Source organism: Aquamicrobium soli (assembly GCF_042646345.1).
GTDB lineage: Bacteria > Pseudomonadota > Alphaproteobacteria > Rhizobiales > Rhizobiaceae > Mesorhizobium > Mesorhizobium soli_A.
In genome coordinates, this window is record NZ_JBHRTK010000028.1 from 36,809 (window position 1) to 61,002 (window position 24,194).

Genomic DNA, 24,194 nt, shown 5'->3' on the forward strand with positions numbered 1-24,194 from the left:
CCTTGCCGAGGGGGCCAGGCCCCCTGCGGCTGAGTAGCCGCATCGGGTTCCCCTCTCCGTCTCGGCTTCGCCGAGCCACCTCTCCCCGCAAGCGGGGCGAGGAACTTCTGCCGCAACCTCGGCGCTTTTCCAGCTTGGGTTCCTCGCCCCGCTTACGGGGAGAGGTGGCGCGCGTAGCGCGACGGAGAGGGGCCTTTGCGCCGTCGCCTCACAGCCACGAAGCGGGTGATTTCGGCAGGCGATGTTCCGGGTCGATAACGTCGAGGCGCGGCGCGTCCTTGTCGTTCCAGCGCCACAGCGCCACGCAACTGCCGCCCGGCGACATGAAGGAGGGGTAGATCACGCCGTGCCAGCCCTTGCGCAGCAGGCGCCTGGCGAGCGCATGGGTTTCGGGCACCCGGCCGCGATCCATGGCGTCGCGCCATTCGCAGCGGTGGATGGCAGGTTTCACCGTCAGTTCGGCCAGGACCGCCTCGTCCGTCAGGTCAGCCAGCCGGGCGCCGGATAGGCTCAGCCTGGCGATCAGCGCCGGATGCTGGACGAAACCCTGGTTGTATTCGGCCCAGGCGGTGGACAATTCGCGCGCGGCGTAGATCGCCGGCATGCCGACCGGGTTCCAGCGGCCGCCGAAGCGTGCGGCTCCCTCCCCCGACAAAGGCAGATGCGCCCAACGCGGCACGAAGGCGCGCCATAGTTCGAGCGGCGGTGCGCCGTCAGGCATAGACGCCGGAGCGCACGGCCTCCAGATAGGCCAGCACCTTGTCGGCCTTGCCCTCATGCACCAGGTCGTAGGCGGTCTTGCCTGCCCAGCCGGGGATCGGCTGGTGCTTGAACCAGAGCGCCGCGCGCTGCTCGTCGCCGGCCATCTCGCCGGCCATCGACAGGATGCGCACCACCGGGCTCAGCGCGGCATCGACCTTGCGCGCGCCGGCCTTGGCGGCCAGCGTGTTGCGGGCGACGCCGATCAGGCCCGCCAGTTCGGAAAGCGTTACGCCCAGCAGTTCGGCAACGCGGCGGGCCGATAGGAACGGCGCGCCCTTGTCGCCAAAGCGGGTGACCGGTATTTCAAGGATCGCGGCGGTCATTCACCCATCCTCCTTGCGCGATTTGACATCTACCGGTCAAAATAGGCGCAACGGGGGCGCAATTCAAGCGCAGGGAAGATCGTGGGTAAGAATCCCCTCTGCGTCTTGGCTTCGCCGAGCCACCTCTCCCCGCAAGCGGGGCGACCTTCTATGGCCTTCCCTCACCGCCGCTTGCGCGGCTTCTCCAAGAGTGCCACCGTTTCCACATGCGGCGACCACAGGAACTGGTCGACGGGGGTCACGCTCTTCAGGCGATAGCCGCCGGCAAGCAGGATCGCCAGGTCGCGCGCCAGGGTAACCGGATTGCACGACACCGCGGCCACCAGCGGAACGTCCGAACGGGCAATCTGCTTCGACTGGTCCTCCGCGCCGGCGCGCGGCGGGTCGAACACCAGTCCGTCGAAGGCGTTCAGTTCCTTGAAGGTCAGCGGCCGCCGGAACAGGTCGCGCCGCTCGGTGGTCACCCGCCTCAGGCCGGTGGCGAAGCGAAAACCGTGGTCAAGCGCGGCCAGCGCCGCCGCATCGCCTTCCACGGCATGCACTTCCGCCTTCGCGGCTAGCCGCAGCGCAAAACTGCCGCAGCCGGAGAACAGGTCCGCCACCCTTTTCGCCCGCGCCAGATGCGCGCCGACCCGTTCCGCCATCGCCGCCTCGGCCGCCGCCGTCGCCTGCAGGAAGACGCCAGGCGGCACGTTCACGGCGACATCGCCGAAGCGCACCATCGGCTTCTGCGGCTCGATGACGATTTCGCCATCGACGGAAAGCCGGGCGAAGTGCTGGGCGATGACGAAATCGGCGGCGGCGCGGCGCTGGCGTTCATCCATCTTGCCGGTGTCGGAGGCGGCGATATCGAGTCCCGACCCCGTTGCCGTCACGGTCATGTGGAACGGCTTCGTCGTCACACAGATCAGGCTGGCCAGCGCCTTCAGCGGCTCCAGCCGGGCCATGATCTCCGGCACCGCGATCGGACACTCGCCAATGGAGATGATCTCGTTCGACAGCGCCCGGACGAAGCCGAACAGCATACCGCCGGCGGTCCTGCGGGCGCTGAAGGTGACACGGCGTCGGCTGTGCGGCTCGCAAGGCACGATGGCGTCGACTTCCGCCTCGATGCCCTTCGATCTCAGCGCGTGCTCGACCTTGCCGCGCTTCCATGCGCGATAGGCGTCGGCCTCCAGATGCTGGATGGCGCAGCCGCCGCATTCGATGAAGTGGCGGCAGGCCGGCGCGACCCGCTGCGGCGAAGGCTCGACCACCGCCATCAGCGTAGCGCGGTTCTTCTCGCGCGCCGCGGTGACGGTCTCGCCGGGCAAAGCGAAGGGGATGAAAACCTCGCCCTCCGCCGTCGCGGCGATGCCGTCGCCCTGGGCGCCAAGTCTCTGAACGGTAAAGCGCGTGGTCATCGTGTCTTTTCCCCGCCAAGCAGGAATTCGCGGTTGCCGTCGCCGCCTTCGATGGGCGACGGGCAGAAGCCGATCGCCCGCCACCCGGGCATGCCATCGAGCCAAGTGCGCAGGTCTTCGGCGAGGCGCGGCGCATCCGCAGGATTCTTGAGCAGGCCGCCCTTGCCGATCGCCTCGCGCCCGGCCTCGAACTGCGGCTTGACCAGAAGCACCGCTTTCGCCCCCGCCCTCGCCAGCGCGAGCGCCGGCGGCAGCGCCAGTTTCAGCGAGATGAAGCTGACATCGGAGACGACGAAATCCGGAACGCGGCCGCCGAGGGTCTCCGGCGTCAGGTCACGCGCGTTCAGCCCCTCGATGACGGTCACGCGCGGATCGCCGGCAAGGCTCGGGTGGATCTGGCCGTGGCCTACATCGACGGCGCTGACATGCGTTGCGCCCCGTTCCAGCAGCACCTGCGTGAAACCGCCAGTCGAGGCGCCGATGTCGAGCGCCTCCGCCCCTGCCGGATCGAAGCCGAAATGGTCCAGCCCGGCGACCAGTTTCAGCGCCGCGCGCGAGACATAGGCCTGCGCCGGATCGTCGACAACAACGGCGGCATCAGGCCGGAACGCCTGCCCCGGCTTGCGCACCACCGCGCCGTCGACGGCAACGGTGCCGCGCTCGATGGCGTCGCGGGCGCGCGAGCGGCTGACGAACAGGCCCCGGCCGACGAGCAGTTCGTCGAGCCGCTGGCGCTGGCTGGCTGGCTGATGCGGGTTCATCGGCCTTCCTTGGCGAATGCCGGCCGCCGTGGCAAGAGCCGTCCGACAGGATCAGGTCAAAGACGCGGCACCGACGACGGCGGCAGGCCGGTATTTGCCGCGTTATCCGCGTTTACCGTCGGCATTTCCGCATCCGGGGACCGGGCCTGGTCCTGCCTGACGACAAGTTGCACCTTCTGCGTATAGATGAAGCCGCCGCGAAGGTCGCCGATCTTGCCGGCGACGATCTCCATCGCCGCCTGTTCGAGCTTTCGATCATAGCGCATCTCGGCAAAGGCCGGCGCGGTGAGGATGGCCAGGGCGGCCATTCCGATGACGATAGTGTTCATTCTTGTCGCTCCCTGCCTGGCCACTGCTAGCAGGGAGACTTCAAAAAACCGCCAAGATAAAGGGTAAGGAAAGCCCCAAAGGTCAGCGTGAACAATCGGTTACGGCAAATCGCCGAGACCGTGATTCATCTCGCTCAACTAGTGAATCAGGCGCGCTGGGCCTGCGCCGTGCGGCCGAGCGCGGTAAATACGGCATGCACGATGCCGGCGGCGTCGAGCCCGGCGTCGGCAATCATCTTTTCCGGCTTGGCGTGGTCGGTGAAGGCGTCGGGCAGCACCAGCGGCCTTACCTTCAGGCCGCTGTCGAGCAGCCCCTCGATCGCGAGGAACTGCAGGACATGGCTGGCGAAGCCGCCGATCGCGCCTTCCTCCACCGTCAGCAGCACCTCATGCGAGCGGGCGAGACGACGCACCAGATCCTCGTCCAGCGGCTTGGCGAAGCGGGCGTCGGCCACCGTCGTCGACAGGCCGGCAGCCCCCAGTTCCTCGGCGGCGAGCAGGCAATCGGCCAGGCGCGTGCCGAAGGAAAGCAGCGCCACCTTGGTACCTTCGCGGACGATGCGCCCCTTGCCGATCTCCAGCACGGAACCGCGCTCCGGCAGGTCGACGCCGACGCCGTTGCCGCGCGGATAGCGGAACGAGATCGGGCCGTCGTCATAGGCGGCGGCCGTGCGCACCATGTGGCGAAGCTCGGCCTCGTCGCTGGCCGCCATGACGACGAAGCCAGGCAGGGTCGCAAGGAACGTCGTGTCGAAAGCGCCGCAATGGGTCGGCCCGTCGGCGCCGACGAAGCCGGCGCGATCAATGGGGAAGCGCACAGGCAGGTGCTGGATCGCCACGTCGTGCACGACCTGGTCGTAGGCGCGCTGCAGGAAGGTGGAATAAAGCGCCGCGAACGGCTTGTAGCCTTCGGTCGCAAGGCCGGCGGCGAAGGTCACGGCGTGCTGTTCGGCAATGCCGACATCGAAGGTGCGCTTGGGGAACGCCTTGGCGAACAGGTCGACACCGGTGCCAGACGGCATGGCCGCGGTGATGGCGACGATGCGGTCGTCCTCGCGGCCTTCCTGCACCAGGCTTTCGCCGAATACCTTGGTATAGCTCGGAGCGTTGGCCGGCGCCTTGGCCTGCGCGCCGGTGATGACGTCGAAGCGGTTGACGCCGTGGTACTTGTCGGGCGCGGCCTCGGCCGGCGCATAGCCCTTGCCCTTCTGCGTCACGACATGGATCAGGACCGGGCCGTGGCCGTTGTCGCGCACGTTCTTCAGCACCGGGATCAGGTGCTCCAGATTGTGGCCGTCGATCGGGCCGATGTGGAAAAAGCCCATCTCCTCGAACAGCGTACCGCCGGTGACGTAGCCGCGCGCATGCTCGACGGCGCGGGTGATGGCGCGGTCGATGGTCTTGCCCAGATAGGAGGTCAGTTTCTTGCCGACGTCGCGGATGCCGAGATAGGTCTTGCCGGAGGCCATGCGCGCCAGATAGGCGCTCATCGCTCCGGTCGGCGGGGCGATCGACATATCGTTGTCGTTGAGGATGACGATCAGCCTGGCGTCGAGCGCACCGGCGTTGTTCAGCGCCTCGTAGGCCATGCCGGCCGACATCGCCCCGTCGCCGATGACGGCGATGACGTTGTTCGTGCCGCCGGACAGGTCGCGCCCGACCGCCATGCCGAGGCCGGCGGAGATAGAGGTCGAGGAATGGGCCGTCCCGAACGGATCGTATTCGCTCTCGGTGCGCTTGGTGAAGCCGGAAAGCCCGCCTTCCTGCCGCAGCGTGCGCATGCGGTCGCGCCGGCCGGTGAGGATCTTGTGGGGGTAGGCCTGATGGCCGACGTCCCAGATCAGCCGGTCCTCGGGCGTGTTGAAGACGTAATGCAGGGCGACGGTCAGTTCGACCACGCCGAGCCCCGCGCCGAGATGGCCGCCGGTCTGGGAAACGGTGTCGATCAGTTCGGCCCGGACCTCGGCCGCCAGTTGCGGCAAGTCCTTCTCGGCAAGCTTGCGCAAGTCTGCCGGGATGCTGACCGTGTCGAGAAGCGGCGTGCTGGGTCTTGGATTCAATTTATACCGGCCTGCTGAATATCTGAACACGCACGAGATAAGACGCTGTCCCCGGAAGGTAAAGGCGCGTCAATGCCGCGCCTAGCTTTCGGGCAGCGGAACGAACTCTTCCTCGTCTCCGGGGACAATATCGAAGCGGCCGGTTTTCCATTCCTGCTTGGCCTGCTCGATCCGTTCCTTGGACGAGGACACGAAATTCCACCAGATGTAGCGCCTCGTGGCCAGCGATGCACCCCCGAACAGCATGAAATGCGCGCCGAGCGACGACGAAACGACGATTTCATCGCCGGGTTTGAACACCAGCAGGCGCTGCGCCGGGAAAACATCGCCCGAAATCGCGACCTCGCCTTCCAGCGTGTAGATGGCGCGCTCCTCGGCGTCGGCCGGGATTTTCACCCGCGCGCCGGGCGCGAGCCGGATATCGGCATAAAGCGTTTCCGACGTCGGCCGGACCGGCGAGCGATGCCCGTGAAAATCGCCGATTATGAGGCGCCCGCTGACCCCTTCCGCGTCGAACACCGGCAGTTCGCCGCCGATCGTATGGGCAAAGGAGGGCGCAATCTCCTCCTTGTCCTCCGGCAAGGCGAGCCAGGTCTGCAAGCCGGACACCGACATCGGAGCGCCGCGCAGTTCCTCGGGCGTACGCTCGGAATGGACGATGCCGCGCCCCGCCGTCATCAGGTTCACGTCGCCCGGCTCGATCACCATTTCGGTGCCGAGCGAATCGCGGTGCCTGATCTTGCCGTCGAACAGGTAGGTGACCGTGGAAAGGCCGATATGCGGGTGCGGCCGCACGTCGAGCGCCTGCCCGGCCCGAAGCAGCGCCGGCCCCATCTGGTCGAAGAAGATGAACGGCCCGACCATGCGCCGGCGCGCGGTCGGCAGCGCGCGGCGTACCTCGAAGCCGTCGATGTCGCGCACGTTGGGAATGACCATCAGCTCGATCTGGTCGCAGGCATAGACGTCGCCGATATTGGGATCGTTTCCGGGAAAGAAGCTCATATGTCCGCGTCCTTGGTCATTGCCAGGTGAGTATCCCTGCGCCGTAGCGCGCCAGATGGCGATCGTATGTCACCAATTGCATGTCCTCCACGATCGCCTGCGCCAGCATGAGCCGGTCGAACGGATCGCTATGCAGCAAGGGCAGGCGCTCGACGACGGCGGCGTGCGCGGGCGCGACGTCCAGCAGAGCGAACCCAGCCGTCTCGAAATGCCCTATTGCCTCATGACCGGAAAACGGTGGGCTGTCTGGCCGTTGCAGCCGATGCTTTATCGCGATCTCCCAGATGGCTACCGCTGAAACAGCGACGATATTTTCAGCGCTGCCAAACATTTCCATGAACCGCTGGGGAATGCGCTTAGGCTCAGTAAGGGTCCAGATCGCGACATGCGTATCGAGAAGAAACTTCACTTCTCCTCACCGAGGAACATGGCCTCGATCTCGGCATCCATTGCCTGGAAGGCATCAAAATCCATCGGTGGATACTTGCCGGCAAGCACCCCCAGCCGAAGCTTCTTCTTCGGCGCCTCGACCGGCACAAGCTTGGCCGCCGGCTTGCCGTCGCGCGCGATGATGATTTCTTTCTCGGCGCCGCTTTCCACGGCCTCGACCAACTCGGACAGCGTGGTCTTGGCCTCCAGCATGTTGACCATACCCATCACAGCCTCCTTAGCCAGATTTAGCTAAGTATAAGATGGCAGCGCCGCAGCTTCAACAAGCGCGCCGCGGCTCGGCTACTCGCCGTCCAGCGGCTCGGTGCCGGCCGGCTTGCCGTCGCGCGAAAGGCGAATCTTTTCAACCTTGTCTTCGGCAGCCTTCAACAAGCGGTCGCAATGCGCCTTCAGCGCTTCGCCGCGTTCGTAGATGCGGATCGACTGGTCGAGCGGGACATCGCCGCGCTCGAGGTCGTCGACGATCTTCTCCAGCGCATCGAGCGCCTGCTCGAAGCTCATCTGTGCGACATCCTCGTTCGCTTGGTCAGCCATGATCATCCTTTCATCAGTCGCCCGACATGGGCGGCCACAGAAAACGCCAGTCCTTGCAGATCGTAACCGCCTTCGAGCAGGCTCACCAGCTTGCCCCCGCAGTGGCGATCCGCCCGCTCCATCAACTGGCCGGTCGCCCAGTCGAAGTCGTCCTCGGTCAGGTTGATCTCGGCCAGCGGGTCGAGATGATGCGCGTCGAACCCCGCCGAGACGATGATCAGGTCGGGCGCGAAGTCGTCAATGGCCGGCAGCACCCGCGACTGCATGGCGTCGCGGAACAGATCGCTGCCGGTGCGTGGCGAAAGCGGCGCGTTGACGATGTTGCCCGCGCCGACCTCGCTGGTCGCGCCGGTACCGGGATAAAGCGGCATCTGGTGCGTCGAGCAATAGAGCACCGAGGGATCGTCCCAGAAAATGTCCTGCGTGCCGTTGCCGTGATGCACGTCCCAGTCGACGATGGCGACGCGCCCGACGCCGTATTTTTTCTGGGCATGGCGGGCGGCGATGGCGGCGTTGTTGAACAGGCAGAAACCCATCGCCGTGGTCTTTTCCGCATGGTGGCCCGGCGGCCGCGCGGCGACGAAGACGTTGTCGGCGCGCCCCTCGAACACGTCGTCGACGGCGGCATTGGCCGCTCCGATCGCCGTGATGGCGACCTGCCAGCTTCTGGGGCTGGCGGTGGTGTCGGCGTCGATGCGCGCGATGCCGGTTTCCGGAATTGCGGAGCGCACGCGCGCGACGAACTCGGCCGGATGCGCATGCAGGATGGCCGCCTCGTCGCCCTCCGGAGCCTCGACGCGATCGAGCGCCGCAAAGGCCTCGTCCTCCAGCACCCGCGCGATGGCGCGCAGCCGGTCGGGGCGCTCGGGGTGACCGGGCGGGGTGATGTGCTCAAGGAAAATCGGATGCGTGTAGAGCCGTGTAGCCATGCCCCGATATAGGCGTCCATGGCCGCTTTGACCATGGACAGCGCCATCTAAAGCCAGGCCGTCAACAGTTCAGGCATCCTGCGCGGCCGCTGCCGGACGCCGGCCGCCGAAGCCACCCAGCGCCTGGTCCTTGAGTTCGCGGAACTTGGAGGAAGCCTCCGCCAGCCGCCTGTCCCAGGCCGGATCGGGAACCTGGTCCTCGATCGCCTTGAAGTAGACCTGCATCAGGCAGGCGATGGCGAACGGCTCGACGAAGGCCGCCTTCAGCGCCCAGGCGAAGACGATGGCGAACACGAAGGCCCAGCCGCTCAACTGGCCCGGCATGAAGTAGACCACGGCGCCGGCCGGCGCCAGCATCAGCAGGAAAATGGCACCGGCCACGCCCCACATGATCAGCGCGAGCCAGACGGCGTTCTTGACCATGGCCTTGCCGTTCTGGGCATAGAGCACGACGCCCTGCCTTGCCGTTTCGAACGGCGAGGCCGAATTGACGCGGATATTGTAGCCGAGGATCAATTCGTCGACATAGATCATCGACAGGCGAACGATCGTGTTGATGAAGCCGACCACGCCGCTCAGGCCCGGAATGGGAAGGAAGGCGGCCACGCCGCCGATAAGCCCGGTGACCGCGCGGATCGCGCCCTTGACCAACTGGTCGACCACGAACAGGACGTTGGCCTCGGCAAAGCGCTCGGTCACCACTTCCCGTGCATAGGCAATCTGGCCCTTTCCCGCCGGAACCTCGTGGCCATCGACGAGATGGACCATGACGGCAACATGGCCGGCCTTGACCACGTAGAGGATGTATTCACGCAGCCAGTAGACGACCATCGATACGACCGAGAACCCGGCTATGCCGCCAAGAAGCGCCGCGCTCTGCGGGCCTCCGTCGGCAAGGATATGGCCGACGCCCCAGCCGACCCCGGCGCCGGTGCCGGTCGCCACGATATAGGCCAGCGTGATGCCGAAATAGACGATCATGCGAAGGACAATGAACGGCCATGTCCGAAGCATGACGGACACCGACCTGCCGACGCTGAAATCCCACATTTCCCCCTCCCCCCGAGAAAACGGAGAGCATCGCCAGCCGGCGGCCTTTGTCAATCGCCGGCGAGGCCCTATTCACGGGTGGACGGAAGCTGCTTCAGGCAAGCAGCCCGGTCAGAGAATTTCGGTCCGGGCGATGTGGATGCCGAACCCCTCAAGCCCGACATAATGCCGCTCGCGTGAGGAAATCAGGTCGATCGAGGAGATGCCGAGATCCTTCAGGATCTGCGCGCCGAGCCCGATCTCGCGCCACTCGCTCTCGCGACGGCGCGCTTCCTCGTGGTCCTCGCGCCCTTCCTGCAGGGGCCGCTTGCGGTCCTGGTGCGCAACGCCCACCGAGCCCTCGCGCAAATAGACGATGACGCCGCGCTTGCGCTCGCCCATCAGCTTCATGATGGCGTCGAGGCGATGGTCGGTGCCGAACACGTCGCTGACCACATCTTCGGGGTGCAGCCGCACCGGAACGTCCTCGCCGTCGCGGATATCGCCGAAGACGATGGCGAGGTGATGCATGACGTCCCACGGCAGCGTGTAGGAATAGACGGTCGCCTTGCCGCACGGCGTCGAAATCTCGGCGCAGGCGACGCGCTCGATCAGCTTTTCCTGGCGCTGCCGGTAGGCGATGAGATCGGCCACCGAAATCTGCCGCAGCCCGTGCTCCTCGGCGAACGCCTTCACCTGCGGGCCGCGCTTGACCGTGCCGTCGTCATTGACCAGTTCGGAGATCACGCCGACCGGCGGCAGGCCGGCGAGCTTGCACAAGTCGACCGCCGCCTCGGTATGGCCGGAGCGCATCAGCACACCGCCTTCGCGCGCGACCAGCGGGAAGATGTGGCCGGGACGCAGGAAGTCGGAGCCGGCGACATTGCCGTTGGCGAGGTTGCGCACGGTCAGCGTGCGGTCCTCGGCCGAGATGCCGGTGGTGGTGCCGTGCTTGAAATCGACGCTGACGGTAAAGGCCGTGGTATGGGCCGAATCGTTTTCCGCCACCATCGGGGCGAGGTTCAGCCGCTTGGCCTCTGCATGCGGCATCGGCGTGCAGACGATGCCCGAGGTGTGGCGCACGATGAAGGCCATCTTTTCGGGCGTGCAATGAACCGCCGCGACGATCAGGTCGCCCTCGTTCTCGCGGTCGTCATCGTCGGTCACCACGACGATCTCGCCGCGTTCGAAGGCTCGCAGGGTCTCGACGATTTTCTTCTGGTCGTACATGGCTCGGCTCGCTCGCAAAGGGCAGTAGGGCAGTAGGGCAGTAGGGCAGTAGGGCAGTAGGAAGATAGGGAGGTTGGGCGGAAGCCGGCAAGGGGCAGTTCAACATGCTGCCCTACTGCCTTATTGCCCTACTGCCCTCATCTTCCTGTCTGGCCGCGATGGCGCAGGTAGTGGTCGGCAAGCGCACAGGCCACCATTGCCTCTCCGATCGGCACCGCGCGGATGCCGACGCAAGGGTCGTGGCGGCCCTTGGTGACGACATCGACATCGTTGCCGTCCTTGTCGATGGACTTGCGCGGCGTGAGGATCGAGGAAGTCGGCTTGACGGCGAAGCGCGCCACGATCGGCTGGCCGGTCGAAATGCCGCCGAGGATGCCGCCGGCATGGTTGGAGAGGAACACCGGCTTGCCGTCGTTGCCCATGCGCATTTCGTCGGCGTTCTCCTGCCCGGTGATGCGCGCGGCCTCGAAGCCGTTGCCGATCTCGACGCCCTTGACCGCGTTGATCGACATCAGGTTCGACGCGATGTCCTGGTCGAGCTTGGCGTAGATCGGCGCGCCGAGACCGGCCGGCACGCCGTCGGCGACGATCTCGATGACGGCGCCGACCGAATTGCCCGCCTTGCGGAGGCCGTCGAGATAGTCTGCGAAGACGGGAACCGAGGCCGGATCGGGGGTGAAGAACGGATTTTCGGCGTCGTCGACGAAATTCCAGTTCCAGTTCGCCCGCTCGATCGACTTTTCGCCCATGGAAACGAGCGCGCCGCGCACCACCACGCCCGGCACCACCTTGCGGGCGATCGCGCCGGCCGCCACCCGCGCCGCCGTCTCGCGGGCGGAGGAGCGGCCGCCGCCGCGGTGATCGTGCAGCCCGTATTTCACGTCATAGGTATAGTCGGCGTGGCCCGGCCGGTACTGCCGGGCGATCTCGCCATAATCCTTGGAGCGCTGGTCGACATTCTCGATCATCATCGAAATGGGCGTTCCGGTGGTGATCAGCGTCTCGCCGTCCTCGTCGAGGATGGTGCCGGAAAGGACCTTTACCGCGTCCGGTTCGCGCCGCTGGGTGACGAAGCGCGACTGGCCCGGACGGCGGCGATCGAGTTCGGCCTGTATCTCGGCCACGGTGAAGCGGATGCCGGGCGGGCAGCCGTCGACCACGCAGCCCAGCGCCGGGCCGTGGCTTTCGCCCCAGGTGGTGACACGGAAGAGATGACCGAACGTGTTGTGCGACATGAAAACAAAACCTTCAGCGGCCACGGGCCGGCACGTCGCAGCCTTCTATTGGCGTTTTGAGCGGGGGTCAAACGGGAGAACGGGCACGCAATCCCCAGCCGCGATCTAAGCTTTGACACATTGATCTGGTTTCTGCATCTTCCACCACCAGCCATCATCCCCTCAGGGAAACGGGCGTACGAAAATAAAGGAAGATCATGCGTAACCCAGTCGGACGTGCCCTGCTCGGCGCCGTCACCGCCACGCTGCTGATTTCCACGGCCGCCTTCGCGGCGCAGACGGAGGGCCTGATCAAGAAGATCGACCGCAACGCGCTCACGATCACGCTCGACGACGGCAAGACCTACAAGATGAATGCCGAGACCGATATCGATTCGCTGAAGGAAGGCATGGATATCGTCATCGCCTACGACGTGACCGATAGCGGCAACGTCATCACCGACATGCAGCTGCCGGACGCCGAGGACGCTGACTAGAGCATTTCCAGCAAAAGCATGGAACGCTTTTGCGTCCGGAATGCGGATAAAACAAAGAGATAGAGCGGTTCTGCCGTTTCCGTGGAAACCAGAACCGCTCCAGTTCATATCCACTCGAGGTGGCCGTCCCTTAGCCGCAGCAGGCGATCCTGCGGCGTGTCGAGGCTGGCCGCCACTTCCTTGGGCGTATTCTCGACGATGCGGAACAGGGCGCGGATGACGCCGCCATGCGTGACGCAAACCGTGTCGTGCGAAAGTTCCTCGAACCACGGCCTTATCCGGTCACAGAGCATCTGGTAGCTCTCGGCGCCCTCGCCGGAGGGAAGATAATCCCATTTGTCGAGACTGCGCTCGTTGGAAATGCCGGGGCGCACGGCTTCGAGCTCGGCATAGGTGAAGCCCTGCCAGTCGCCGAAATTCACTTCCACCAGCCGGGGATCGGTCCGGTAGGCATGGGGATCGAGGCCCATCGCGGCCCGCAGAAGTTCCATCGTCTCGCGCGTACGTCTCATCGGGCTGGCGACGAAGTCGAAGCCTTTCGGATCGGCGATCAGCCCGGCCAGCTTGCGGCCGTTCTCGCTCGCCTGCTCGCGCCCGAGCGCATTGAGGTCGGTGTCGGCCTGGCCTTGCAGCCGGTTCTCCGCGTTCCAGTCGGTCTGGCCGTGGCGAACGAAATAGACAAGCAGGGACATCAGTCCAAAGCCTCCGCAGGGGCTTCCGCCCGGCTCCGACACGCGAATGGAAGGGGCGTCAGTCCTTGATGGTGGAAATGTCGGGCGCGTCCACCGCCTTCATGCCGACGACGTGGTAGCCGGAATCGACATGATGGACCTCGCCGGTCACGCCGCGCGACAGGTCGGACAACAGGTAAAGCCCGGACGCGCCGACTTCTTCCGGCGTCACCGTGCGCTTCAGCGGCGAATTGTATTCGTTCCACTTCAGGATGTAGCGGAAGTCGCCGATGCCGGAGGCTGCCAGCGTCTTGATCGGGCCGGCGGAGATCGCGTTGACGCGGATGCCCTTGCCGCCGAGATCGACCGCCAGATAGCGCACGCTGGCCTCCAGCGCCGCCTTGGCGACGCCCATGACGTTGTAGTGGGGCATCACCTTCTCGGCGCCGTAATAGGTCAGCGTCACCAGCGATCCGCCGTCGGGCATCAGCGCTTCGGCACGCTTGGCGACATCGGTGAAGGAGAACACCGAGATTTCCATCGTGCGGTTGAAATTGGCGCGCGTCGTCTCGACGTAGCGGCCGTCCAGTTCCTCCTTGTCGGAGAAGGCGATGGCGTGGACGAGGAAATCGATCTTGCCGAAATGCGCGGCGACATCGGCAAACACCGCGTCGAGGCTCGCCGGATCGGTGACGTCGCAATGGCCGGCGACGTGGGCGCCGAGTTCGGCCGCCAGCGGCTCGACGCGCTTCCTGAACGCCTCGCCCTGATAGGTCAGCGCGATTTCCGCGCCCTGGTCCACGCACGCCTTGGCAATGCCGTAGGCAATCGACCGGTTATTGGCCACGCCCAGGATAAGGCCGCGCTTGCCGGCCATCAGGCCCTGTCCACCCGCCATCGAAAGGCTCTCCGTCACATGTTCCGATTGGCCAGCCTATCGCACAGCCGCCCTTCCCCTTCAAGCGTGCAAACGAGGCCGGGCCGCCGGCAATCGGGCCGGTCTAATCGTTTTGCCTGCGCAAAAGCGCCTCCAGTTCCGCGTTTCCGCCTTCCGGAAGCATGATCTGGACATGGACGTAAAGGTCGGCATGGCCGCCGGTCTTGACCGGCAGGCCGCGGCCCTTCAGCCGCAGTACCTTGTCCGAACTCGACCAGGCGGGCACGGTCAGCGCCAGCCGCCCCGACGGCGTCTCCACCGCCACCTTGGCGCCCAGCACCGCATCCTTGAGCGAAACCGGCAGGTCGACATGCAGGTCGCGGCCCTCGACGCGGTAGCGGCCGTGCTTGCGGAAGCGGATCTTGACCAGCGCGTCGCCCGCCTTGCCGCCGAACGGCGAGGGCTCGCCCTGCCCCTTCAGGCGGATGGTCTGGCCATCCTCGAGATAGGCCGGCAGCTTGACCGCGATCTTGCGCCCGTTAGGAAACATCGCCGTCACCTTGGGCGCGGTCGCGGCTTCCTCGATGGTGACGTCCAGCGTCACCGAAATATCCTCGCCGGCGGGGGCTGCCTGCGTGCGCCGGCCGCCCGCCTGCTGGCCGAAGGCGTCGCCAAAGATCTGGCTGAAGATGTCGCTGTTGCCGTCGAACGGATCGCCGCCCGGCCGCCCGCCCGAGCGGAACTCGAAATGGCTCGCGCCCGGCCCGCCGCGCTGCTGGCGCTGGCGGAAAGCGGCAAAGGGATCGCCGCCGCCCTGGGCGTTCTGGAAGCCTTCGAAACCCTGGAACCGCGGCTTCCCCTCGGCATCGATCTCGCCCCGGTCGAAGGCGGCGCGGTTCTTTTCGTCGCCGACCACCTCATAGGCCTGGTTGGCGGCGGCAAAGCGTTCCTTCGCCTTGGGATCGTCCGGGTTCTGGTCCGGATGATACTTCTTGGCGAGCTTGCGGTAGGCCGATTTTATATCCTTGGCCGAAGCGTTCCTGGCAACGCCCAGCACCTCATAGGGGTCGCGCATATACCCTGCCCTGAACAAAGGTGAAGTTATAGTCGCCTACTATATGCGTGCGACTAGGAAGAAATTCCAGTGCCTGCCGGGCCGGCCGCCGCAGAATCCGGCGCGGCCCAAAAATTCTCGATACGCCAGGCGCCGGTGCCTACCATGCAGGCCTCGCCGCTGAACAGGGTCACCCCGTCGAAGCTTTCGCGCGTGGTCGTGAAGCGCCGGCACAGCCGGCCGGTCACCTTGTCTTCCGCCAGCTTCAGGATGGTGCCGCGCGAGCCGGTCTCGGCATTGGCCCAGGGCAGTTCCTTGCCCGCCAGCGTCTCGACATCGGCCGAGGACACCGCGTTGCGGATCGTCGCCTGATCGGCGGCAAGCGTCGAGTCGTCCGGGGCGGCCGGCGAGCCGACGCTGGAGGTGACGATGGATCTGTCGACATCGGCCTGTTCGAGGCTGAAACCGCCGACGCCGCAACCGCACAGCATGAACAAGCCGGCCAGCAGCCCCGCCTTCAGGCTGGCCGAACCGAAAAGGCTTGCAGGCAGGGTGTCAAATGCTTGCGCAAAGCGCGACAATCGGCAATCTCCCGCCAACGGATAGAGTTTGAAGAAACTATGAGCGATGCCGCGTTAACAGACAGTGACTTCACCGAAAGCACGGAGCCGTTCCGGCTGTTCGCCAAGTGGCTGGAGGACGCCACGAAATCGGAGCCGAACGACCCCAACGCGGTGGCGCTGGCGAGCGTGGACGCCGACGGCCTGCCCGACGTGCGCATGGTGCTGCTGAAGGGTTTCGACGAGCGCGGCTTTGTCTTCTACACCAATTTCGAGAGCGCCAAGGGCAGAGAAATCCTCGGCAACATGAAGGCCGCCATGTGCTTCCACTGGAAGTCGCTGCGCCGGCAGGTGCGCGTGCGCGGGCCCGTCGAGATCGTCAGCGACTCGGAAGCCGACGCCTACTACGCGTCGCGGCCGCGCGGCAGCCGCATCGGCGCCTGGGCCTCGAAGCAGTCGCGGCCGCTGGAAGGCCGTTTCGCGCTGGAAAAGGCGGTCGCCGAATACACCGCGCGCTACGCCATCGGCGACATCCCGCGCCCGAAACACTGGTCGGGCTTCCGCATCCTGCCGAGCCATATCGAGTTCTGGCACGATCGTCCCTTCCGCCTGCACGACCGCGTCGTGTTCGACCGCGAGGGCACGGGAGAGTGGACGAAAACCCGACTTTATCCGTGAGGCCGAGATGAACGCGCTGGAGAGCAAGGCGCAAGCGCTGTTTCTGGACTATAGCCGACTCAGCAATGAGGCCTTGCGCGGCGCCGCCCGCGCCAACATCGATGCCCTGGCCCAGGCCTTTGCCGGCTATTTCGTCGGCGCAAGTCCGACAGGGGTCATGGGCTGGGCAAAGGACGAGACCCTCCCCGCAACCTTGCGGCAGAACTTCGAGGCATATCGCGCCATGGGCGGCACACGCTTCGAGATCGTGCATATGACGGTAGAAGCCCTGGACGGCACGAACGCCATGGTCCGTGCCGATTGGGAATTCGACTATCTGCGCCCCCGCGACGACGCAGCGGGAACCATCGCCTTCCGGAATATCTATTTCGTCAACTTTGCCGGCGACCGACCGGCGATCTTCGCCTGGATCGCCCAGGACGAAGCGCAGGCGATGCGGGATCACGGCTTGGCCTGACGGCTATCCCCGTCACCCCTTCTTGCGCTCCATGAACGCCGTCAGCGCGGCGCGGGCTTCATCGGACTTCAGGCGCTCGCGGAAATGGTCGGCTTCGATATCGATGCGCGCGACGAGTTCCTCGCGGGAGCCACGCATCAGGTCGCGGGCGATCTTCAGCGCCTGCGGCGGCTTGGCGGCGATCCTTTCGGCGGCGGCAAGCGCCGTCTGTTCCAGCAGGTTCTCCTCGACCACGTCGTAGATCAGGCCCATCTCTTTCGCCTCTTCGGCCGAAAGCCCTTCGCCGAGGCCGAGCAGGGCAAAGGCGCGCTGGCGGCCGAGGATTTGCGGCACGAGCAGGCTGGAGCCCGCTTCCGGCACCAGCCCCAGGTCGACGAAGGGCGTGCGAAAGACGGTACGCGGCGTGGCGAAGGTGAGGTCGCAATGCAGGTTGAGCGTGGTGCCGATGCCGACCGCGATGCCGTCGACGCCGGAAACCATCGGCTTTTGGGAACGCGCCAGCGCCAGCAGGAAATCCCAGACCTCCTGCCCGCCCTCGCCGCCGCTGGCGATGGTCAGGAAATCGGCAAGGTCGTTGCCGGCCGAAAAGGCGCCGGGAACGCCGAGGAAAACATGGACCCGCACGGCAGGATCGGCATCGCCAGCGACGAGTGCCCGCGTCATCGCCGCATACATGGCGCGCGTCAGCGCATTCTTCTTGTCCGGCCGGTTCATGCCGATCACCTGCACCGCGCCGCTCCGCTCGACGAGAATCTGGTCGCTCATGCCGCCATTCATTCTGCGATCAGCGCCCTGGCCGCCGCCGCGAGGCTGCCGGCGCCGGCAATGACGCGCTGCTTGAGCGCGGCCACTTCGCCAAGCAGGTTTTCGGCCGCGAACCGGCAGAGCGCGGCGCGGGCCTCGGAGCGGTCGGCAACCGCCGCGCGCGCCAGATAGGCGCAGCCGGCGGTCAGCGAAAGCAGTCGCAGATAGGGTGTCGCGCCTGCCAGCAGCACCTGCTGGTCGCCGGCCGCGAACCGGTCCTGGAGAAACCGCGTTGCCTCCGACACGTCCTCCAGCGCCCGATCCAGCAGATCGGCCGCCTCGCCCAGTTCGGCTATCTCGGCGGTACGGGCTGCGGCGGCGATCGCCACCAGTTCGTCGAGGTAGGCGTGAACGACCTCGCCATTGCCAAGAGGCAGCTTGCGCGTCACCAGATCGATCGCCTGGATGCCGTTGGTGCCCTCATAGATCGGCGCGATGCGCGCGTCGCGGTAAAGGGCTGCGGCTCCCGTTTCCTCGATGAAGCCCATGCCGCCATGCACCTGCACGCCGAGCGAGGCGACCTCGACCCCGACATCGGTGGAAAACGCCTTGGCGAGCGGCGTCAGAAGGTTGGCGCGCTCTCGCCAGTACCCGGCCTCGCCGCCGCGCACCACCCGGCCCATGTCGAGGGCAAAGGCACAGGCGTAGCAAATGCCGCGCGCCATCTGCGTCAGCGCCTTCATGGTCAGGAGATTGCGCTGCACGTCCGGGTGGTGGACGATCGCGGCCATGCCCCCGCCGGCATGATCCGCCGCCTTGCCCTGCCGGCGCTCATTGGCGTAGGCGAGCGCCTTCTGCGTCGCCGCCTCGGCAAGCGCCATGCCCTGGATGCCGACGGCTAGGCGCGCATTGTTCATCATGGTGAACATGCAGGCGAGCCCCTTGTTCTCCTCACCGATCAGCCAGCCGATGGCGCCGGGCTCGGCTCCCGCGAAGCCGTCGCCATAGATCATGGTGCAGGTGGGCGAGCCGTGAATGCCGAGCTTGCGCTCCAGCCCGGAGCAGAACACGTCGTTGCGCCGGCCCAGCGATCCGTCGTCGTTGACGAGGAACTTCGGCACCAGGAACAGCGAAATGCCGCGCGTGCCGGCGGGCGCGTCGGGAAGGCGCGCCAGCACCAGATGCACGATGTTGTCGGAAAAATCCTGCTCGCCGTAGGTGATGAATATTTTTTGGCCGAACAGGCGATAAGTGCCGTCGCCGGCCGGTTCGGCGCGGGTGCGCAGCGCCCCGACATCCGAGCCCGCCTGCGGCTCGGTCAGGTTCATAGTGCCCATCCATTCGCCGGACACCAGCCTGGCCAGGTATTTCGCCTTCAGGTCCTCGGTCGCGTGCTTGTCCAGAGCCTCGATCGCCCCCATGGTCAGCATCGGGCCGAGGCCGAAGGCCATCGCGGCGGAATTCCACATTTCCTGCGTGGCCATCGCCAACTGGGTTGGCAGCGCCTGCCCGCCATAGGCTTCCGGGCCGGACAGCGCGTTCCAGCCGGCCTCGACCCAACGCCGGTAAAGTTCCTTCCAGCCCGGCGGCGTCGCCACCTTGCCGTCCTTCAACAGTGCACCGTGTTCATCGCCGACCCTGGCCAGCGGCGCGATTTCCTCCGAGGCGAAGCGGCCCGCCTCGCCCAGCACGGCATCGACCAGGTCGCTTGTGAGGTCGCCGAACAACCCGGCCTCGAGCGCCTCCTCCAGCCCGGCGACATGCTTCAGCGTAAAGGCGATTTCCTCGACTGGCGCGCGGTACATGCGCTTCCTCCAGATTGGCAACCCGGCCACTATCGCGCCACGCGGGCGGCAAGGCCACTGGTCATTCAGCCTGTCAGGTTTGACGTAAACGTCAAATCTTGTCACGCGGATTCTTGCCGGCAGCGAGGCTGCCCAGTGGAATCAAAACGTTAACCATAAGCGTTCAGGATCAGCGCAAGGTATCGTGGTGATGCCTGCGAGGTCCGGGGCTTGAAGCAGAAGGCGCGATTCCTTTTACGCGCGGCGTTGACCGCCTTCGCCGTCGCGGCGGCCGCGACCGGCGCCGCCGCCTCCGATTTTTCGGAGCCGTGGAAAAGGCCGGACCGGGCGCTGGTCATCGACGCCTACGAATACAATCCGATCGATTGGGCCGCGCTCGCCACCGACAAGCGCATCGCCGGCTTCATCGCCAAGGCATCGGACGGGCTGCCGCCGCCCTATTTCTGTGCCGGCGACGAAACCGCGTACCGGCTGTGCAAGGCGCTGTGGAAACGCCATGCGGTGGCACGCGAGCTTTTCCATACGCGCAAGGCGATGGCCGGCATGCTCGGCCTGAAATGGGGCGCCTACCACCTTGCCCGGCCGGGCAACCCGGTGGAACAGGCCGACAACTTCATCGACTTCGCCGAGCCCGGACCGGACGACCTCATCGCCCTCGACATCGAGGACAACGATCCGGAAAAATGGATGTCTTTGGAAGACGCGGAAGAATTCGTGCGGCAAATCCGCCGCCGCGTCGGCCGTTTTCCCGTGCTCTACACCAATGGCATGACCGCCCGGCACATTGCCGAAAACCGCCTGCGCTACCCGCTGCTGTCGCGGCTGCGGCTCTGGTACGCGCGCTACAAGCCGGAAATCGACGTTCATTTCCCGATGGGGTACTGGCAGAGCTACACGCTGTGGCAGTTCTCCGCGCAGGCCAATTGCGGCCGCGTACATTGCCCTTACCGTGTCGCCGGCACGCCCAACGACATCGACGTCAACGTAGTCCCGATGTCGGCCGAGGACCTGCGCCAGCAATGGCCGTTCGGCGGGCTGGTGGACGCGCCGGCCGAGATGCTGGCCAGCGTACCGGTGCCGATTTCGCGGGAAGAGGCGCTCAAGGGCAACGTTTCCCTGACCTATGTCGCCGTGGCGCCGACGCCGACTTTCGGCGAACTGGTGGCGGCACTTCGCCAGCGCTGGAGCACCTTCCGCAGCGACTGGACGATGGCCGTGGCGCAACTGCCGGCGCAGGCGATGATCGAATTGGCAGCGGCGAAGCTGGAAGGGCCGCCGCCGGAACTGGTGCTGGCAAGTTCACCGGAGCCCGGCATCGACCCCGTCGCCACCGGATCGATCGGCCGCAGGCCTCCTGCCGGCCACCCTTGATCGGAGCGGTTGAGCCCGCGTTTCCGCCTATCCGCCAGTCCTCACCACCTCGCCGTCTTCCTTGACGAAGTCGCCGATGTGCGGATTGGCAAGCACCTCCAGCACCCGCTCCGAGGGCCGCGCCAGCACGGCGCCTTTTTCCGACACGACAATGGGGCGCTGGATCAGGATAGGATGCGCGAGCATGAAATCGAGGATTTCGTCGTCGCTCCATTTTGGATCGCCGAGGCCGAGTTCGGCATAGGGCGTTCCCTTTTCGCGCAGCAACTCGCGCGGCTTCAATCCGAGCAGGCCAAGCAGCTCGACCAGCCGCTCCCGCGACGGCGGCGTCTTCAGGTATTCGATGACCACCGGTTCCTCGCCCGAGGCCCTTATCATGGCCAGCGTATTGCGCGACGTGCCGCAGGCCGGGTTGTGATAGATGGTCACGCTCATTTCGCGGTTTCCCGCTCGACCGCCCGCCAGCCGATGTCGCGGCGGCAAAAGCCCTGCGGCCAGTCGATGCGGTCGACGGCCCGGTAGGCCCGTTCCTGCGCCGCGCCTACTGTCGCCCCCGTGGCGGTGACGTTGAGCACGCGCCCGCCGTTGGCGACCAGCGCGCCGTCCTTCACCGCCGTGCCGGCATGGAAGATCTCGACATGCTCGCCCGACGCCTCGTCGACGCCCCCGATGGGCGAGCCTTTTTCAGGCGTGCCAGGATAACCCTTCGCGGCCATCACCACCGTCAGCGCCGCCTCGTCGCTCCAACGCACCGACATGTGGCCAAGCTGGCCGTCGACGGCGGCGTTGAGCAGCACCAGGAGATCGTCCTTCAGACGCATCATCAGCACCTGGCATTCCGGGTCGCCGAAGCGGACGTTGTATTCGATCAGCTTCGGCCCCTCAGCGGTCATCATCAGGCCGGCGAACAGCACGCCGGAAAACGGCATGCCCATCTCAGCCATGCCGCGCATGGTCGGCTCTATAATCTCGCGCATGGTGGCCTCGACCATGGCCGGGCTCATCACCGGCGCCGGCGAATAGGCCCCCATGCCGCCGGTGTTCGGGCCGGTGTCGCCCTCGCCCACCCGCTTGTGGTCCTGCGCGGTGCCGAAGGGCAGCGCCGTCGTGCCGTCGCACAGGCAGAAGAAGCTGGCCTCCTCGCCGGTCAGGAATTCCTCGACCACCACTTCCGCCCCGGCGCTACCGAACGAACCGTCGAAGCAGGCTTCCAGCGCGGCCAGCGCCTCGGCCATGGTCATGGCGACGGTGACGCCCTTGCCTGCCGCCAGGCCGTCCGCCTTGATGACGATCGGCGCGCCCGTCTTCTCGACATAGGCCCTCGCCGGTTCCAGCCGGTCGAAGCGGCCGTAGGCGGCGGTGGGGATGGCGTAGCGGGCGCACAGGTCCTTGGTGAACCCTTTGGAGCCTTCGAGCTGGGCCGCCGCACGCGACGGGCCGAAGACGCGGATGCCGGCGGCGCGCAGGTCGTCGGCAAGCCCCGCCACCAGCGGCGCTTCCGGCCCGACCACGACGAGGCCGATTTCCTTCTCCCGGCAGAAGGCAGCTACGGACGAATGATCGGCCACGTCGAGCGCCACCAGTTCCGCCTCGCGGGCGATGCCCGGATTGCCGGGGGTCGCGTACAGCTTCTTCAACATCGGCGAGGCCGCCAGTTTCCACGCCAGCGCATGTTCACGGCCGCCGGAACCAAGGAGAAGTACGTTCATGGATATGCCCTCACGGTGATCAGCCGAAGAACCACCCGGTATTTGGCTGTCGGTGCCGGGTCAAGCCACGGTCGCCCCGATAAAGAACTAATCACTGGCTTGACGCGATGCTCCGGCGCTGCCACTCCACCGGCATGGAAACCATACAGTCGAAAGCCTCGCAGGGTCGCGTCGCCGACGCGCCGAGCGGCCACTGGGTCTACCGGGCGCTGCCGCGGTGGCTGTGGCCTTATGCGCAGCTTGCCCGCTGGGACCGCCCGATCGGCTGGCAGTTGCTGTTGTGGCCCTGCTGGTGGTCGGCGGCGCTGGCCGCGAGCGCCTATGCGCGGCCGGGCGATTCGCTGCCGTCGCTGCTGCCGACGCCGTGGACGCTCGTCCTCTTCCTGGTCGGCGCGATCGCCATGCGCGGCGCCGGCTGCACCTATAACGACCTCGTCGACGAAGGCATCGATTCCGAGGTCGAACGCACCCGCTCGCGCCCGCTGCCTTCCGGCCAGGTCAGCCGCCGTCAGGCCTGGACCTTCCTGGTCCTGCAGGCGCTCGTCGGCCTCGCCGTGTTGCTCCAGTTCGAAAGCTTCACCATCGGCCTCGGCATTTCCTCGCTGGCGATCGTCGCCGTCTACCCGTTCGCAAAAAGAGTCACCAACTGGCCGCAACTGGTTCTCGGCCTTGCCTTTTCCTGGGGCGCGCTAATGGGCTGGTCGAACGAGTTCGGCGATATCGACGGGCCGGCCGTGCTGCTCTACATCGGCTCGGTGATGTGGACGATCGGCTACGACACGATCTATGCGCACCAGGACAAGGAGGACGACGCCATCGTCGGCGTGCGCTCCACCGCGCGCCTGTTCGGCGACAATACCAAGTCATGGCTGGTCGGGCTTTATGCCGGCACGCTGATGTGCTTCGCCGCCGCCTTCGCCATCGCCCAGGCGCCGGTGGTGGCGCTCGCCGGCCTGATCGCCGCCGGCGCGCATATGGCGCGCCAGATCCTGGTGCTCGACATCGACAATCCGGAGCAATGCCTGAAGCTGTTCAAGTCGAACAACCAGGTCGGCTGGCTGATCTTCCTCGGCCTGCTCGGCGGCGGCGTATGGGTGGCGCTGAAGCCGCTGGTGTGAGCGCCCGGGACCCTCGACTGCTTTCCGTTTCCGCCCGCCGCACACCGTTCTCAATTGCGGGCGATGATTTCCTCGCCGTGGACGACCAGCCTCAGGCCGAGGTCGCCGGTGGCGCGGCGGGCGAGAAAACGGGGGCGGCGCATGTTCGACACCCTGCCCTTGCGGCGTTCCCTCGGCGGCATCGCCTTGATGGCGGCGCCGAGCGACTCCTCCAGCGTGCGGGCAACGCCGTCCGCCTCGATCAGCAGCATCGGCAGCCGATAGGCGTCGGCCCAGGCGCGCCAGTCGGCGGCGATGTCGGCGAGATCGTCGGCGACCAGAAGCGGCACCGACAGCATCGGGTCATGATGCAGCAATTCCAGCGTCACCGTGACGTTGCCGTCGGGGTCCTCCATGGCGCGTGCGGCGACGCCGCGAAAAGCCATCGCCGGCAGCGCGATCGTCGCCCGCAGGCCGCTCATCTCCAGCATGCGATGCACCACCGCGCCGCGCTGGTCGATGGTGAAGGTCACGTCGCCAAAGGCATCATTGGTGGCATAGCTGACCACCTGCGGCAAACGAAAGGGGTCGAGGCGCATGTTGCGCCCCGCCCAGACTGGCTTCAGTCCGGTGTTCATACGTTGCTTT

At 66.1% G+C, this 24,194-nt stretch carries 28 protein-coding genes; 5 read left to right on the forward strand and 23 right to left on the reverse strand.

Annotated features, from left to right (window positions below):
- Nucleotides 1-208 precede the first annotated feature (208 nt).
- The 14 genes from ACFOHJ_RS20600 to aroC form a co-directional block, all read right to left on the reverse strand.
- The gene (locus ACFOHJ_RS20600; protein WP_378224178.1) at nt 209-721 is read right to left on the reverse strand and encodes an RES family NAD+ phosphorylase; all 513 of its coding nucleotides are present in this window, start codon (nt 719-721) and stop codon (nt 209-211) included.
- Nucleotides 714-1,085 carry an antitoxin Xre/MbcA/ParS toxin-binding domain-containing protein gene (locus tag ACFOHJ_RS20605; RefSeq protein WP_378224180.1) on the reverse strand — a complete coding sequence of 124 codons (372 nt, stop codon included), beginning with the start codon at nt 1,083-1,085 and terminating at the stop codon, nt 714-716. The genes ACFOHJ_RS20600 and ACFOHJ_RS20605 overlap by 8 nt, the downstream gene beginning before the upstream one ends.
- A 161-nt stretch (nt 1,086-1,246) precedes the next feature.
- Nucleotides 1,247-2,488 carry a class I SAM-dependent RNA methyltransferase gene (locus ACFOHJ_RS20610; protein WP_378224182.1) on the reverse strand — a complete coding sequence of 414 codons (1,242 nt, stop codon included), beginning with the start codon at nt 2,486-2,488 and terminating at the stop codon, nt 1,247-1,249.
- Nucleotides 2,485-3,249, reverse strand: coding sequence for a TlyA family RNA methyltransferase (locus tag ACFOHJ_RS20615; protein ID WP_378224184.1), 765 nt, complete (start codon nt 3,247-3,249; stop codon nt 2,485-2,487). The genes ACFOHJ_RS20610 and ACFOHJ_RS20615 overlap by 4 nt, the downstream gene beginning before the upstream one ends.
- 56 nt (nt 3,250-3,305) lie before the next feature.
- A complete protein-coding gene (locus tag ACFOHJ_RS20620; protein ID WP_378224186.1) occupies nt 3,306-3,578 on the reverse strand; it encodes a hypothetical protein in 273 nt (90 codons plus the stop codon).
- Between the two features lie 146 nt (nt 3,579-3,724).
- Nucleotides 3,725-5,638, reverse strand: a complete 1,914-nt coding sequence (gene dxs, locus ACFOHJ_RS20625) for a 1-deoxy-D-xylulose-5-phosphate synthase (RefSeq protein ID WP_378224187.1) — start codon at nt 5,636-5,638, stop codon at nt 3,725-3,727.
- Nucleotides 5,639-5,719: 81 nt separating this feature from the next.
- Nucleotides 5,720-6,640 carry a pirin family protein gene (locus tag ACFOHJ_RS20630; RefSeq protein ID WP_378224190.1) on the reverse strand — a complete coding sequence of 307 codons (921 nt, stop codon included), beginning with the start codon at nt 6,638-6,640 and terminating at the stop codon, nt 5,720-5,722.
- 16 nt (nt 6,641-6,656) lie between these two features.
- Nucleotides 6,657-7,049 (reverse strand): type II toxin-antitoxin system VapC family toxin, encoded by a 393-nt coding sequence (locus tag ACFOHJ_RS20635; protein ID WP_378224192.1) that lies wholly within the window; start codon nt 7,047-7,049, stop codon nt 6,657-6,659.
- Nucleotides 7,046-7,297, reverse strand: coding sequence for a type II toxin-antitoxin system Phd/YefM family antitoxin (locus ACFOHJ_RS20640; RefSeq protein WP_378224195.1), 252 nt, complete (start codon nt 7,295-7,297; stop codon nt 7,046-7,048). Before ACFOHJ_RS20640 ends, ACFOHJ_RS20635 begins: the two co-directional genes overlap by 4 nt.
- Before the next feature lie 75 nt (nt 7,298-7,372).
- A complete protein-coding gene (locus ACFOHJ_RS20645; RefSeq protein ID WP_378224197.1) occupies nt 7,373-7,624 on the reverse strand; it encodes an exodeoxyribonuclease VII small subunit in 252 nt (83 codons plus the stop codon).
- Between the two features lie 2 nt (nt 7,625-7,626).
- Nucleotides 7,627-8,553, reverse strand: a complete 927-nt coding sequence (locus tag ACFOHJ_RS20650; protein ID WP_378224200.1) for a histone deacetylase family protein — start codon at nt 8,551-8,553, stop codon at nt 7,627-7,629.
- A 69-nt stretch (nt 8,554-8,622) separates the two neighbouring features.
- Nucleotides 8,623-9,603, reverse strand: coding sequence for a hypothetical protein (locus ACFOHJ_RS20655; RefSeq protein ID WP_378224202.1), 981 nt, complete (start codon nt 9,601-9,603; stop codon nt 8,623-8,625).
- A gap of 111 nt (nt 9,604-9,714) precedes the next feature.
- Nucleotides 9,715-10,812: a 3,4-dihydroxy-2-butanone-4-phosphate synthase gene (gene ribB, locus ACFOHJ_RS20660; RefSeq protein WP_378224205.1), complete on the reverse strand. Its 1,098-nt coding sequence runs from the start codon at nt 10,810-10,812 to the stop codon at nt 9,715-9,717.
- 137 nt (nt 10,813-10,949) lie between these two features.
- Nucleotides 10,950-12,047 (reverse strand): chorismate synthase, encoded by a 1,098-nt coding sequence (aroC, locus tag ACFOHJ_RS20665; protein ID WP_378224206.1) that lies wholly within the window; start codon nt 12,045-12,047, stop codon nt 10,950-10,952.
- A 197-nt stretch (nt 12,048-12,244) separates the two neighbouring features.
- On the opposite strand from aroC, the gene ACFOHJ_RS20670 reads away from it, so the two are divergent.
- A complete protein-coding gene (locus tag ACFOHJ_RS20670) occupies nt 12,245-12,523 on the forward strand; it encodes a DUF1344 domain-containing protein (protein WP_378224208.1) in 279 nt (92 codons plus the stop codon).
- Between the two features lie 104 nt (nt 12,524-12,627).
- Here the strand turns inward: ACFOHJ_RS20670 and ACFOHJ_RS20675 are convergent, their stop codons facing one another.
- The 4 genes from ACFOHJ_RS20675 to ACFOHJ_RS20690 all read right to left on the reverse strand — a co-directional run bounded on the left by ACFOHJ_RS20675 (nt 12,628) and on the right by ACFOHJ_RS20690 (nt 15,706).
- A complete protein-coding gene (locus tag ACFOHJ_RS20675) occupies nt 12,628-13,215 on the reverse strand; it encodes a histidine phosphatase family protein (RefSeq protein WP_378224210.1) in 588 nt (195 codons plus the stop codon).
- Nucleotides 13,216-13,273: 58 nt separating this feature from the next.
- On the reverse strand, nt 13,274-14,092 hold the full coding sequence (fabI, locus tag ACFOHJ_RS20680; protein ID WP_378224213.1) for an enoyl-ACP reductase FabI: 819 nt from the start codon (nt 14,090-14,092) through the stop codon (nt 13,274-13,276).
- A gap of 103 nt (nt 14,093-14,195) precedes the next feature.
- Nucleotides 14,196-15,146 carry a DnaJ C-terminal domain-containing protein gene (locus ACFOHJ_RS20685; RefSeq protein ID WP_378224216.1) on the reverse strand — a complete coding sequence of 317 codons (951 nt, stop codon included), beginning with the start codon at nt 15,144-15,146 and terminating at the stop codon, nt 14,196-14,198.
- A gap of 53 nt (nt 15,147-15,199) precedes the next feature.
- Nucleotides 15,200-15,706, reverse strand: a complete 507-nt coding sequence (locus ACFOHJ_RS20690; RefSeq protein ID WP_378224217.1) for an RT0821/Lpp0805 family surface protein — start codon at nt 15,704-15,706, stop codon at nt 15,200-15,202.
- 39 nt (nt 15,707-15,745) lie between these two features.
- Between ACFOHJ_RS20690 and pdxH the strand changes: the two genes are divergently transcribed.
- Both pdxH and ACFOHJ_RS20700 read left to right on the forward strand, forming a co-directional pair.
- Nucleotides 15,746-16,363 (forward strand): pyridoxamine 5'-phosphate oxidase, encoded by a 618-nt coding sequence (gene pdxH, locus ACFOHJ_RS20695; protein WP_378224220.1) that lies wholly within the window; start codon nt 15,746-15,748, stop codon nt 16,361-16,363.
- A gap of 7 nt (nt 16,364-16,370) precedes the next feature.
- Nucleotides 16,371-16,820: a hypothetical protein gene (locus ACFOHJ_RS20700; RefSeq protein ID WP_378224223.1), complete on the forward strand. Its 450-nt coding sequence runs from the start codon at nt 16,371-16,373 to the stop codon at nt 16,818-16,820.
- Nucleotides 16,821-16,832: 12 nt separating this feature from the next.
- On the opposite strand, the gene ACFOHJ_RS20705 is transcribed toward ACFOHJ_RS20700, so the two are convergent.
- Together ACFOHJ_RS20705 and ACFOHJ_RS20710 are read right to left on the reverse strand one after the other, a co-directional pair.
- A complete protein-coding gene (locus tag ACFOHJ_RS20705; RefSeq protein WP_378224225.1) occupies nt 16,833-17,585 on the reverse strand; it encodes a crotonase/enoyl-CoA hydratase family protein in 753 nt (250 codons plus the stop codon).
- 8 nt (nt 17,586-17,593) lie between these two features.
- Nucleotides 17,594-19,369 carry an acyl-CoA dehydrogenase gene (locus ACFOHJ_RS20710; protein ID WP_378224227.1) on the reverse strand — a complete coding sequence of 592 codons (1,776 nt, stop codon included), beginning with the start codon at nt 19,367-19,369 and terminating at the stop codon, nt 17,594-17,596.
- A gap of 210 nt (nt 19,370-19,579) precedes the next feature.
- Here ACFOHJ_RS20710 and ACFOHJ_RS20715 point away from each other — a divergent pair, with 210 nt between their 5' ends.
- Entirely contained in the window at nt 19,580-20,740 is a 1,161-nt protein-coding gene (locus ACFOHJ_RS20715; RefSeq protein WP_378224229.1) for a glycoside hydrolase family 25 protein, read from the forward strand.
- Nucleotides 20,741-20,767: 27 nt separating this feature from the next.
- Here ACFOHJ_RS20715 and arsC read toward each other — a convergent pair whose 3' ends face one another.
- Complete coding sequence (gene arsC / locus ACFOHJ_RS20720; protein ID WP_378224232.1) at nt 20,768-21,175, reverse strand: arsenate reductase (glutaredoxin); 408 nt, start codon at nt 21,173-21,175, stop codon at nt 20,768-20,770.
- Nucleotides 21,172-22,449: a phosphoribosylamine--glycine ligase gene (gene purD, locus ACFOHJ_RS20725; protein WP_378224234.1), complete on the reverse strand. Its 1,278-nt coding sequence runs from the start codon at nt 22,447-22,449 to the stop codon at nt 21,172-21,174. The genes arsC and purD overlap by 4 nt, the downstream gene beginning before the upstream one ends.
- Nucleotides 22,450-22,583: 134 nt before the next feature.
- On the opposite strand from purD, the gene ubiA reads away from it, so the two are divergent.
- Nucleotides 22,584-23,567, forward strand: a complete 984-nt coding sequence (gene ubiA, locus ACFOHJ_RS20730) for a 4-hydroxybenzoate octaprenyltransferase (RefSeq protein ID WP_378224715.1) — start codon at nt 22,584-22,586, stop codon at nt 23,565-23,567.
- Nucleotides 23,568-23,617: 50 nt separating this feature from the next.
- Here ubiA and ACFOHJ_RS20735 read toward each other — a convergent pair whose 3' ends face one another.
- Nucleotides 23,618-24,184 (reverse strand): DUF6101 family protein, encoded by a 567-nt coding sequence (locus ACFOHJ_RS20735; RefSeq protein WP_378224237.1) that lies wholly within the window; start codon nt 24,182-24,184, stop codon nt 23,618-23,620.
- Nucleotides 24,185-24,194: the final 10 nt, after the last annotated feature.